Here is a 12,456-nt window from a genome sequence, read left to right as displayed (position 1 = left end):
CAGGTGCAGACGCTGCTGAGCTTAACAGCACCGCAAACGTCCAGAAAGCCCTCGGCCGCTCGCGGTCGCTGAGCAGGATATCTGGACCTCTCCGCACCGCCCGGTCCAGATAGTGCCTGTCTCAGCGACTCCGTTACACCGCGACCGGCCGTCGCCCTTTCAGTCCACCAGGACCGCAACCGCGACAGCGACGGCAACGCGACCGCACAGCTACCGCGAGCCTCGGCCCTCCCCAGCCTCGGCCGGCGCCGGGACCGCACCGCCTCGGCGCCGGCCTCCCTCGCACGCGTTACTCGCGCGCGCCGACCGCAACTGCGCCCCGACCGCGAGCAACCGCCGCGAACGACGCCCCGACCACCACTCCCGGGCGGGACTGAAAGGGGCAGGCGCTGAGCGGGACGCCCTGCGACGTAAGCACCGCAACCCGGCGAGCGAACGTAGTGAGCGAGCCGGGTGAGGAGCGCAGCGAGCAGCGCGACCGGTCAGCGGCTGGGGCTTTCTACGTGTACCGAGTGGTGTCGCCAGCGATGACGGCCAGCCTTATTTATAAGCGCGACCGCTCACCGGCTGGGGTTTTCTGGGTGTGCCGAGTGGTGTCGCTCGCGACGATAGCCGATCAACCGTCGCAGTGTCTGGAACTCGTAGGCCGTCGGAAGCGGCGTCGCTAGCGACGAGAATTAGTCATTCAAAATGCCCAGAACGATCGAACCACCGTTCCGAGTTCGGAACCACACGTTCACGCAGCGTCGCAGTCACACCCGCCCTGCCGCAGGAGGTCGCCGATCGAGTAGTCCGTCCCGCAGTCCCCGCAGACGACGCGGACGTCGACGAACAGCTCGTACTCCCGGTCGGTGACCTCGTCGGCTTCGGTCAGCGTTTCCAGGGTCGACTCGGCGACGGCGGTCGTCCGCCCCTGGAGGCGCTCGAGGGTCTCGGCCTTCCGGTCGAGCACGTCGGCGGACCGCTCCGGAAGCGACGCCTCCCGGTAGTCGGTGAGGTACGTGTGAATCGCCTGGTGCGTCACGAAGTCGTCGAGGACGGCGTCGACGTCGACGCCCTCGCGTTCCAGGTCACGGCGCTTCCGCATCCGGTCCGCCTGGGGCACGTCGTCGCTCGCGAGCGTCCGGTAGGTGCTCTCGACGTCCGTCGACACCGGCGCACCGCCACTCTGCCGGATCGCGGCGTCGAGAACCCGTCGATTGAACTCGTCCGCGAGGTCCCGGAGGCTCGTCCGGTCCCCGGCCTCGCCGGTCCAGGCGGCCTCCAGCTCCGCGCCGCATCCCTCGAGTTCGTACTCCTCGATGACGCGAGCGACTTTGCTGTTCGGTCGAGACCCGTCCCCACTCATAGTGGATCACGGGACTGGTTCGTTACAAAGATATCGGTGTAACGGATAGCGGTCACGGTTCCGACGGACTCTGCCGATTTCTAACTGTCTGTATACCGACTATTCTCACCCATTTACTGTTAATATCATAGGCATATCATTGTCACCTAATGAATAGTAGTGGGTTTTAATTGGTCGAGTACAGTAAATCACCGGCAAATACGATTCTATAAGCTAGTCTCCGTGGATCATTATGGACCGACTCTATCATCTATTCTTTGCTATTACGAACTCTTATAAATAAAATTACAATTGAATCTCAGTATTGCAATCTGAAAGGTAACTGGTCCTCCGCGGAGGCCAGCCAGTGAGCAACTACTCCTCGCCACGGAGGTAGGCGATGGCCTCCTCGTCGGAGACCTGCCCGAACTCCCGGTAGAACTGGCCGACCGCGCGGAACCCTTCCGGCTCGTCGAGGGCGACCACCTCGTCCGCCTCCGCTTCGAGTGCCGCGAGCGACCGGGGGGATCCGACGGGAACGCCGACGACGAGCCGCCTGGCGTCCTGCGCCCGGAGCTGGCGGAGGCACGCGGTCATGGTCGCCCCGGTCGCGACGCCGTCGTCGACGACGACGATCGTCTTTCCGGCCACGTCCGGTGGGTCCCCTTGTCGGTACGTCTCGACCTTCTCCCGGGCGGTTTCCGCAGCCCGCTCGCGTTCCCGCTCGATGTACTCGCTGTCGACGCCGAGCCGCTCTATCGTCTCGTCGTCGAGGTACACGCTGCCGTCGCTGGCGGCAGCCCCGATGGCGAACTCGGGGTTCTCCGGGGCGCTCATCTTCTTCGCGACGACGATGTCCAGCGGAACGTCCAGCGCGTCGGCGACGGGGCGCGCGACGGGGAGCGCTCCCCGTGGGATCCCCAACACGAGGTCGGCGTCGAGGTCGCGCTCGCGGAGCACGTCGGCCAGCTGCTGCCCGGCGTCAGTTCGGTCCTGGAACACGAGTGATCACTGGGTCGAAAGTGGAACTGGCTCGCTGTTAAAGCTACTCGCCGGGGTTCTGGACGCCTCTCGCTGCTCGGTTCGCCTTCCCCGGCCAGTACGCCTTTGCCGACCCGCGGCGGAGCGTCGAGTATGCCACCGCTGCAGGACCGTCGCTCGTGGTCCGAGCCGTCGAGCGTCGAGGCGGCGATCGACGACGTCGAAGCATCCAGCCGCGTCGTGTCGGGGCCGGGCGAACTCGACGACCTCGTGCGGTATCTCGGCGACTCGACGTTCGTCCTCTTCGGTGAGGCCAGCCACGGCACCTCGGAGTTCTACCGCTGGCGCGCCGAGCTGACCGCCCGGCTCATCGCCGAGTACGACTTCGACTTCGTCGCCGTCGAGGGTGACTGGACGAGCTGTTACGCGGTCAACCGCTATCTCAAGGGGCTCCCCGGCGCGGCCGACAGCGCCCGCGAGGTGCTCGAGTCGTTCGACCGCTGGCCGACGTGGATGTGGGCCAACTGGGAGATCGACGGGTTCCTCGAGTGGCTCGCGTCGTACAATCGGGAGCCGGAGGGGGCCGAGGTCGGCGGACACGAGGTCGGCTTCTACGGGCTCGACGTCTACGGCCTCTTCGAGTCGATGCACGCCGTCGTCGACTACCTCGAGGAGATCGATCCGGACGCCGCCGACATGGCGCGGGAAGCCTATCGCTGCTTCGAGCCGTACGGCGAGGACGCCCGCGAGTACGGCCGCTCGACGCGGATGGTCCCGAAGTCCTGCGAGAGCGAGGTCGTCGACGTGCTCACCGCACTCCGTGAGTCGGCGCCGACGTACGAAACCGAGGCCCGGGACGACTACTTCGCCGCGGAGCAGAACGCGCTCGTGGCGCGGAACGCCGAGGAGTACTATCGCTCGCTCGCCTCGGGGCATCAGGACTCCTGGAACGTCCGCGACACCCACATGGCGGACACGCTCGACCGCCTCGTCGAGCACCACGGCGGCGACGCGAAGGCGATCGTCTGGGCGCACAACACGCACGTCGGCGACGCGCGCGCGACGGACATGGCCGAGCGCGACCGACTGAACATCGGCCAGCTCGTCCGCGAGCGCAACCCCGCCGCCGACGTCGATCTCGTCGGCTTCGGCACCCACCGCGGCTCCGTCATCGCCGGCGACGAGTGGGGCGCGGAGATGAAGGAGCTGCGCGTTCCGGAGGCGAAGGCAGGCAGCTACGAGGACGTGTTCCACCGCGCCGGCGGGGAGAACCGGCTGCTGTACACCGACGACGTCGCCGACGGGGGCGGCCTCGCCGAACCGCGCGGCCACCGGGCGATCGGCGTCGTCTATCGCCCCGCGCTCGAATCCGGGAACTACGTCCCGACCGATCTCCGCGAGCGCTACGACGTGTACCTGCACGTCGACGAGACGCAGGCGCTCCACCCCCTCGATCTCCACCCCGACCGAACCGCCGTCCCCGATCTCTACCCGACCGGACTGTAGCTGGCGAGGCGGTCGAGGCTGCCCGGCAGCACCGGCGCTATCGTTGGTGATGTTGGCATGAAAACACATATATGGGTCTCCAATTAGGTTGGTACCATGACCGAGAGAGTGGAGGAACCAGCGAACTGGGGACACTCGTCTCCCCGTGGTGAACGCGTTCGCCATTTCGCTGGACGGTAACCATGGGCGACCACGACGAGACCCCCCTGGTCGTCGTCGCGGGCGAACCGTCCGCTACCGACGAGGTTCGGGCCCGGCTCAAGGCGGCGTTCGATTCGGGTGCGGTTACTGTCGAGAGCGACTTCTCCCCGGTGCTGGATCACGTCCGCACGGCCGACGTGAACTGCATCGTCGGCGACCCGAAAACCCTCGCCAGCGACCTGAACCCCGTGTCTCGCGATGGGGGTCCCCCCGCCGGCGACACGGAGGGCGCTGACGACGTCGCAAGCAACGTCGACGGCGAGGAAGGCGACGATGGCGACGACGGCGACGCCTCGCCCTCGTCGCTGGAGGCCCGGACGCGGCTGGAGGCCATCCGTGCGATCGATCCGGCGCTCCCGATACTGGTCCGTACGGAGCCGGACGACGCCGCTATCGCGATGGAGCTCGTCGAGGCCGGCGCCACCGACTCCGTGCCGAGCGGGGAGGGGGCGCACCTCGATCTGCTCGTGAACCGGGTCGAGAACGCGGTATCGCGGTACCGTACCGAGCAGCAGTCCTCGGACCTTCCCGCGGACCGCCAGCTCCGGATCACGAACGAGAAGGTGACCGCGATCCACGACTTCGCGGTCGAGATGAGCGATTGCGACGAGATCGACGAGGTGTTCGACCGGACGGTCGACGCCGCGGAGCGCGTCCTCGAGTTCGACCGCTGTACCGCCGACAGGCGCGACGGCGACAAACTGATCCCGGTCGCTCGCTCAAGTAACGTGGCCCCGTCCGAGGTCAGGCCCTTCGAGATCGGCGAAGGGGTCGCCGGCCAGACCCTCAAACAGCAGCGGACGATCGTGGTCGACGAGACGCGGGAGGCCGCCGACGCCGACCCGGTTTCCAGCAGCATTCGCTCGGCGATCAGCGTCCCCATCGGGCCGTACGGCGTGTTCCAGGCGACGTCGAGCCAGCCCCATGACTTCGGCGACACCGACGTCGAGTTCGCGGAACTGGTCGCCTCCCACGCCCGGGAAGCGATCGCGCGCATCGAGAACGAGCAGCGGCTCCGGACGGAGCGGGACCGGCTCGCGGCGCTCTTCGAGAACATCCCGCAGCCGGCCGCGCGCGTCCGGATCGAGGAGCGGGACGAGAACCGCGCGGCCACCGACTCGCTCAAGATCGAGGACCAGGACTACACCGCCGTCGAACTCGACGCCGCCAACGAGGCCTACGAGGAAACCTTCGGCCTCAGCGCCGAGGAGCACGACCCCGACGAGTTCCAGAAGGAGCGGATACCGGACGACGGCAAGGGTGTCAACGTCGAGAAGGCCGCCGATCAGGACGAGTCGATCCGGACCGAGGTTCGGCGACGGACGAACGACGGCGTGGGCGAGTTCCGCTTGACCATCATTCCGGTGGAGGGGGAAGACGCACAGCTCCTCTATGCCGTCTACGCCGACATCGGCGAACAGAAGCGGATCGAGCGGACGCTCCGCAATCTTCACGAGGCGACCCGGGAGATGCTCCGGGCGACGGACCCCGACGAAGTCGCCGAGATCTCCGCGCGGACCGCCATCGACACGCTGGGGTTCCCGACCAGCGGCGTTCGGCTGTACGATGCGGAAGAGAACCTGCTGAAACCGACGTATCTGGCGGAGGAGGCGACGGACCACCTCGACGATCGGCCCGCGCACGGACCGGGCGACGACCCGATCTGGACGGCATTCGAGACGGGGGAGCCCGTCGTCATTCCTGACCTCGCCGCGGCCGACACGACGCTGGAGTTCCCGGGGCTCGGCAGCTTGCTGATCATGCCGGTTGGGGACCACGGCACCATGTCCATCGGCGCGACGGAACCGAACTACTTCGACGATTCGGACGTCGAACTCGCCCGCGTGCTCGCCTCGAACGTGGAGGTCGCCCTCGACCGAGCGGAGCGGAGCCGCCAGCTCCGGGAGCGGGACGAGCGCCTGGAGCGCGAGGTCGAACGGCTGGACAAGTTCGCCAGCGTCGTCTCCCACGACCTGCGGAACCCGCTCTCCGTCGCCGCCGGCCACCTCGATTTCGCCAGGCAGGCCTGTGAGAACCCGGAGGCCGTGTCCCACTTCGACCGCGTCGCGGAGGCCCACGACCGGATGGAACAGCTGGTCGAGGACGTGCTCTCGCTCGCGCGCGAAGGCCGGACCGTCGACGAGATGGAGCCGGTGTCCCTCGAGTCGGTCGCCGAACGTGGCTGGCGAACCGTCGAGACGGAGGACGCGACCCTCGAGGTCGACGGGGCGCCGACGGTCGAGGCCGACCCCGAGCGCCTCTGGACGCTCCTGGAGAACCTGTTCAGGAATGCGGTAGAACACGGGGGCGACGACGTGACGATCACCGTCGGCGCCGTCAACGGGGGGTTCTACGTTGCCGACGACGGGGAGGGGATGGAGATCGACCCCGAGGAAGCGCTCTCCTACGGCGTCAGTACCGACGACGACGGCACCGGGTTCGGGCTCGCGATCGTCCGCGAGATCGCCGAGGCCCACGGCTGGAACCTCACGGTCGAAACCTCCGACGGCGGTGGGACGAGGTTCGTCTTCGAGTGATGATCGGTCGCCCGCTTCCCGCTCCGCGTCGAAGCTCGGGGTCGAATAGCCGGCTTCGTGTAGGTGAACGGTACCATTTCGAGCGTTTTTGGCAAGCCTAAAAAGGGCACAACAGCAACGTCGGGGTATGACCGAGTCCACGAAGTATGGGTTCGACGACGTGAGCGTCGTGATGGGGTCGTACAACGAGGCTGAGGCCATCGGGCCGGTCCTCTCGGACATCGAGGACGCCACGAACGGCGAGGCCGAGGTCGTCGTGGTCGACAGCTCGTCGGACGGCACCGCCGACGTCGCCCGCGAGCACGGCGCGACCGTCATCGAGCAGCCGCCGCGCGGCTACGGCGAGGCCGTCCGCGAGGCGCTCGAGTCCGCAACGCGCCCGGTCCGGATTACGACCGACTGCGACGGTACGTATCCGATGGAGCGCATTCCCGAGTTCCTCGAGTACGTCAACGAGGGGTACGACGTGGTTAGCGGCGACCGCCTCTACCACGGCGCCGAGACGATGCCGACGCTGAACCGCTACGGGAACCACGGCTTCGCCGCGCTCGCGAGCGGGCTGATGGGCGAGCGCGTCCACGACGTGACCACGGGCATGCGCGCGTACCGCGCCGACCTCATCGAGGACATCGAGTGGACGGAGAACACCGGCCTCTCGGCGGAGCTGCTCCTGCGCCCGGTGATGCGCGACTACGACGTCCGCGAGGAGCCCATCGAGTACGACGAGCGCCTCGGCGAGACGACGCTGGACCCGTTCTCGGGCGGCGTCGCCATCGCGAAGTCCATCGTGAAGGTCTGCCTCGAGGAGCGCGAACGACGGAACTGAAAGCCGGCGCCGACCGATCCCGGGCGGCGTTCCCGCTGCACCGAGCTTCCTTTTAAGTAGACTCGTTGGCCGCCGCCAGCTCCGTTTCGATGGAGACGCCGTCGTCGGTCCCGGCCAGCCCGATCGGCTCGCACTCGGTCGGCACGCGGCACCACTCTTCCGTCGGCGAGAGCGCACGGACTTCCCCACCCTCGCTGGCGACGGGGAAGGCGAGCCGGTAGGTGAATCCCGAGCTGGTGCCGGTCTGGACGAACATCTCGATGACCACCTCGTCGCGGGCCTCGAGCGCGACCGACTCCGGCTCGTCGAGCCCGTCGCCGGCGACGGTGACCGCGTCGCCGTCGGCCGTCGCCGTCAGGGCCAGGTTCGACGGTAGCTCGGAGAGGCCGACCGTGGAGCTCCCCGCGTCGGTCGTGATCCGCAGCGACGCCGAGCGCGCGTGGTCCGGAATCCCCAGCGTCGCGTCCAGCGACACCGACGCGCCCGCGGCACGGTCGACCGGCCGGAGTTCGGCCTCGACGCTGCTGTCGTCGACCGGGACCCAGGTCCCGGTGTGGACGTACCGGTAGAGGTCGCGGTCGGGGTACGCGGCGGCGACGTCGAGGTCGGCCGTGTCTCCGAGCGCGTACACGCGCTCGCCGTCGAAATCGGGGTCGTTCCGCAGCTCCTGGAACGGGTGGTTGAGCCAGCGGCCGTACACCGGCGGGAGGAAGACGACGGCATCCGAAGGCGGCTCCTCGGCGACGAACGGCGCGTAGCCCTTCTCGAGTTCGTCGCTCACGCCCGCGTTGCGCTCCAGCGGGTCCGCGGCCGTCGTCGCCGCCGCGCCCCCGACGACCAGCCCGCCGACGAGGACCACCGCGAGCGCGACGCGACGCGCGCGGTCGGGTTTAAAGGCGCGGTGAGATGCGGTGTGGATCCGGCCCGCGAGTAGCACCGCGCCGGCGGCCGCGAACAGCGCCGTCGGCACCAGCAGGTCGTAGTGGTAGTACGGCCCGAGGTAGTGGATCAGTCCGTCGGTCTCGACTTCGAGGTTGCCGAGCACGTTGAAGTTCCCCCAGAAGGCGACGTTGCCGAGCGGGACGGTGAGGAACAGCCCGGCGAGCAGCGTCCGGTGGCTGAGCGTGCTTCGCGGAGCGCCCGGGGTCCCGCCAAACCGCGTCGCCAGCGAGAGCCGGTCGCGGATCAGTGCGCCAACGCCGACGGCCGCGAGCGCGGTGCCCAGCGTGCCGGCGACCACCCAGTCCGTGAACAGCCGCCGGACGACCTGGCGGTTCGAGCGCAGGGCCAGGTCCAGGGTGTAGGTCGCTTCGTGCGCGAGGATCTGCCGATGGCCGAAGCCGATGCCGTCCTCGGGTGCGAACGCCTGATAGGGGAACAGCAAGGGGTCGCCGGTGACGACGGCGTTGTATCCCAGCGTGACGAGCACGCCGAGGGTGCCGAGCCCGGCCGTCAGGACGCGCCGAGCGACGAGGTTTCGGGTGGCGGCGTCGGCACCGGTGGAAGCAGCAGCGGACCAGCGGGCAGTAAGCACCCGCCAGGCGCGCGCGGCGACGAGCGTCCAGACGGCGTGGAGGATGAAGGGGATCGCGAACAGCAGCGCGGTGTAGGGGCGCGCGAAGAACGCGAGCGCGACGGCGGCGCCGGCGACAGCGGCCATGCGCGTGCTCCCCAGCCGCTCCGCGCGGAGGTACGCCAGCGCGAACGTCAGGTTCAGCGCCGTCGTGACCGCGTACGGGAGGTAGACGCCGGCCTGGACGAGGAACAGCGGCGAGGCGAGCAGGAAGGCGCCGGCGAGCAGACCGGTCCGGGCGTCGAACAACTCGCGGCCGAGTCCGACCGTCAGCGCGACGAGCGACGCGGCGACGCCCGCGAGCGCGACGACGTACCCGCCCAGGAGCTTGCCGAGCGCGAACGTCGCCGCCGGCAGCGGGGCGTACTTGGAGTAGAGCCCACGCTCGCTCTCGACGAAGAACCACGGCCGGAACGGGCCGTCGACGGGGGGGTTCAAGAATAGCTCCCCCGCCAGCAGCATCGCCGCCTGCTGGAGGTAGACTCCCTCGTCGTGGTTCAGCGAGTGGTGCGGGAAGACGCGCGTCGCGACGAGGACCGCGACGACGGCCGCGAGGGTGGCGAGCGCGAGCGTCGCGACGCGCGGGCGGTCGAAGTAGCCGATGAGGGTGTCCGAAACTGTGTCCGTGTGCTGCGACATCGAGTTATCGCACCGGATACCACATCAGGGTGTGGTCAGCCACGAGCTCGACGTCGACGGAGTCGCCGACGTCGAAGTTCTCGGCGTGGTTGTGGAGACAGCGCACGATGCTCCCGTCGCCCAGCTCGACGTGGTAGACGAAGGAGGGGCCGGTGTACTGCCGCTGGACGACCTCGCCGTCGGCGCTCGCCTCCGTGGTGGGGTTCGCGCGGAGGTCGTCCGGCCGGACCAGCACGTCGACGTCGGTATCGACGTACTCGTCGGTCATCCCCTTCAGCAAGGAGCGGTCGAACGAGCCGATAGCCGTCTGGATGCCGTCGCGCTCGATGCGGGCGGGCAGGAACGCGGCCTGGCCGATGAAGGAGGCGACGAACCGGGACTCGGGATGCTCGAACAGCTCGCCGGGGGCGGCGACCTGCTCGATCTGCCCGTCGTTCATCACGGCGACGCGGTCCGAAATCGAGAGGGCTTCCTCCTGGTCGTGCGTGACGGAGATGGCGGTGACGCCCGCCTCCTTCAGGATGCGGCGGACCTCCTCGCGCATCTCGACACGCAGGCGGACGTCGAGGTTGGAGAACGGCTCGTCCAGCAGCAGCACGTCGGGTTCGGGGGCGAGCGATCGCGCGAGGGCGACGCGCTGGCGCTGGCCGCCCGAGAGGTCGGTCGGCGAGCGGTCGCCGTACTCGGCCAGCCCGACGAGCTCGAGCAGCTCCGCGACGCGCTCCTCGGTCGCCGTCTCGTCGGCGTCGGTGAGCCCGAACGCGACGTTCTCGGCGACGGTGAGGTGCGGGAACAGCGCGAACTCCTGGAACACCATCCCGACGTCGCGGTTCTCGGGGTCGACGAAGACGTCGTCGCCGGCGACGGCCTCGTCGGCGACGCGGATCTCGCCCGCAGTCGGTGCCTCGAGGCCCGCGAGGGTCCGCAGCGTCGTCGTCTTTCCACAGCCGGAGGGGCCCAGCAGCGTCAGCAGCTCCCCCTCGTGGACGGTGAGGTCGACGCCGGAGACGGCCGTCTCGGGGCCGAACTGTTTGACGACGCCCTCGAGTTCCAGCACGGGATCGCCCAGCGACGCCTCGTCGCTGCCGTACACGGCGTTCGGCTGCGCTGGCGGCGTCGCGGTCTCGGCGGTCGGGTCGCGGTCCTGTTCCAAGCGATTAGCCATCGTCCCCCTCCTGTCGGAGCAGCGGTATCATCGAGAGGCCGGACAGCGTCACGAGCACGAGGGCGGGCAGCGCACCGCGCCCGTAGTAGCCGGCCTCCTGAACTCGCCAGATGTAGGTCACTAACGTTGTAAACCCTGTCGGATGGAGGATGATCGTTGCCGGCAGCTCCTTCATCGTCGTGAGGAAGACGAGGGCGATGCCGGCGAGCAGGCCCGGAGCGATGAGCGGCAGCGTCACCTTCCGGAACGCGCGCCCGGGGCTCGCCCCCAGCACCCGCGCGGCGCCGATGAGTTCCCGGTCGACGCCGAGCACCGACGACCGGGTGGAGCCGACCGCCTGCGGCAGGAACCGGACGACGTACGCGAAGACGAGCAGCGGCAGCGACTGGTAGACCACCTGCACCGCGCTCGCGCCCAGCGTCTCCAGCAGCCACTGGCTGGCGAAGAAGACTAAGGCGAGGCCGAGAACGACGCCCGGCATCGCGTAGCCGACGTACGTCGCGCGCTCGACGAGCTGGGCCAGGGGCCCGTCCGACCGGCCCGCGTAGTAGGCGACCGGCAGCGCCAGCACGACGGTCACGGCCGCGGCGAGCGCGGAGACGTACACGGAGTTCCAGGCGAACTCGAGCCGGAACGCCAGCCCGGTCCCGCCGCCGGCGGCAGCCGGGCCCGAGCGCACGAGCCACATCGTGAGGATGCCGACCGGGAGCGCGAGCGTGAACAGCGAGACGACGGCCGGCACGAGGGCGGCGAGCCATCGATACGGGCCGAGCGACACCATCGCCGTCGAGGAGGCGGGCGCGCCGTAGCCCGACGAGTCCGCGCCGCCGACCCGCGACTCCAGCGCCAGGATGACCGCGGTGACGGCCAGCAGCTGCAGCGAGAGCAGCGTCGCGTTCGCCCGGCCCTGGCCGAGGCTGTTGAGTTCGACGAAGATGACGCGGGTGAACACGTCGTATCGCATGATCGCCGGCGTCCCGAAGTCCGAGAGCGCGTACAGCGCGACGAGCAGCGACCCCGCGGTGACGCCCGGCAGGATCTGCGGGAAGATGACCCGGCGGAACGCCGACGCGAAACCGTGGTTCAGCGTGCGGGCGGCCTCCAGCTGCGTCTCGTCGAAGGAAAGCAGCGACGCGCGCGTCGTGAGGAAGACGTACGGGTAGACGAACAGCGTCAGCACGAGCGTGGTGCCGCCGAGGCCGTAGACGGTTGGGACGGTGACCCCCAGCGGCGCCAGCAGGTTCGAGAGCGCGCCGTTCGGCCCGAACGCGGAAACGTACGCGAACGCCCCGATGTAGCTCGGGATGACCAGCGGGAGCGCGATGAGGACGGTCCAGAATCGACGGAAGGGAAGGTCGGTCTGGACGGTCAGGATGGCCAGCGGAACGCCGAGCACGATGGACGCGCCCGTCACCGTGGCCGTGAGGATCAGGCTGTTGAGCAGGACCTCCGTCGCCGTCGGCGACGTGAGGAGCCCGATAGCCTCGTCGACGCCGATCTTCGACGCCCGCCAGACGAGCCAGGCCACGGGCGAGAGCACCGCGGCGGCAACGGCGGCCGCCAGGAGGACGACGGGCGTCGGCGTCTCGTCGTCCGCGGCGGTCGACCGAAGCTTGGCGAGGCGCTCTCGGGCGGCCATCAGCGGCCACCTCCCTGGGCGTACGGTCGGTGTGGCGTGGGTAGGGCGTGCATGGTCGTGGG

The 12,456-nt window shown here is 69.0% G+C and carries 8 protein-coding genes; 3 read left to right on the top strand and 5 right to left on the bottom strand.

Going from position 1 to position 12,456, the window contains the following annotated elements; genetic code table 11:
• Nucleotides 1–736: 736 nt before the first annotated feature.
• Both rdfA and ACQE3M_RS10930 read right to left on the bottom strand, forming a co-directional pair.
• Nucleotides 737–1,348 carry a rod-determining factor RdfA gene (gene rdfA, locus ACQE3M_RS10935; protein ID WP_430505640.1) on the bottom strand — a complete coding sequence of 204 codons (612 nt, stop codon included), beginning with the start codon at nucleotides 1,346–1,348 and terminating at the stop codon, nucleotides 737–739.
• Nucleotides 1,349–1,702: 354 nt separating this feature from the next.
• Complete coding sequence (locus ACQE3M_RS10930) at nucleotides 1,703–2,329, bottom strand: phosphoribosyltransferase (RefSeq protein WP_430505639.1); 627 nt, start codon at nucleotides 2,327–2,329, stop codon at nucleotides 1,703–1,705.
• Between the two features lie 132 nt (nucleotides 2,330–2,461).
• Between ACQE3M_RS10930 and ACQE3M_RS10925 the strand changes: the two genes are divergently transcribed.
• The 3 genes from ACQE3M_RS10925 (at nucleotide 2,462) to ACQE3M_RS10915 (ending at nucleotide 7,378) form a co-directional block, all read left to right on the top strand.
• Nucleotides 2,462–3,814 (top strand): erythromycin esterase family protein, encoded by a 1,353-nt coding sequence (locus ACQE3M_RS10925; RefSeq protein WP_430505638.1) that lies wholly within the window; start codon nucleotides 2,462–2,464, stop codon nucleotides 3,812–3,814.
• Between the two features lie 182 nt (nucleotides 3,815–3,996).
• Nucleotides 3,997–6,552: a sensor histidine kinase gene (locus ACQE3M_RS10920; protein WP_430505637.1), complete on the top strand. Its 2,556-nt coding sequence runs from the start codon at nucleotides 3,997–3,999 to the stop codon at nucleotides 6,550–6,552.
• 127 nt (nucleotides 6,553–6,679) lie between these two features.
• Nucleotides 6,680–7,378: a dolichyl-phosphate hexose transferase gene (locus ACQE3M_RS10915; protein WP_430505636.1), complete on the top strand. Its 699-nt coding sequence runs from the start codon at nucleotides 6,680–6,682 to the stop codon at nucleotides 7,376–7,378.
• A 52-nt stretch (nucleotides 7,379–7,430) separates the two neighbouring features.
• Here ACQE3M_RS10915 and ACQE3M_RS10910 read toward each other — a convergent pair whose 3' ends face one another.
• Genes ACQE3M_RS10910 through ACQE3M_RS10900 form a run of 3 tightly spaced genes read right to left on the bottom strand, consistent with a single transcriptional unit; the run spans nucleotide 7,431 to nucleotide 12,394 of the window.
• Nucleotides 7,431–9,590 carry an ArnT family glycosyltransferase gene (locus tag ACQE3M_RS10910; protein WP_430505635.1) on the bottom strand — a complete coding sequence of 720 codons (2,160 nt, stop codon included), beginning with the start codon at nucleotides 9,588–9,590 and terminating at the stop codon, nucleotides 7,431–7,433.
• A gap of 4 nt (nucleotides 9,591–9,594) precedes the next feature.
• Nucleotides 9,595–10,755 (bottom strand): ABC transporter ATP-binding protein, encoded by a 1,161-nt coding sequence (locus ACQE3M_RS10905; protein ID WP_430505634.1) that lies wholly within the window; start codon nucleotides 10,753–10,755, stop codon nucleotides 9,595–9,597.
• Nucleotides 10,748–12,394, bottom strand: a complete 1,647-nt coding sequence (locus ACQE3M_RS10900) for an ABC transporter permease (protein WP_430505633.1) — start codon at nucleotides 12,392–12,394, stop codon at nucleotides 10,748–10,750. The genes ACQE3M_RS10905 and ACQE3M_RS10900 overlap by 8 nt, the downstream gene beginning before the upstream one ends.
• Between the last annotated feature and the right edge of the window lie 62 nt (nucleotides 12,395–12,456).

Source organism: Halosubterraneus shenae (assembly GCF_050510935.1).
In the GTDB taxonomy this organism is placed as follows: Archaea; Halobacteriota; Halobacteria; order Halobacteriales; family Haloferacaceae; genus JBDGPU01.
Note: the sequence above shows the minus strand (reverse complement) of the source record. Positions and strands in the feature narration are given on the sequence as shown.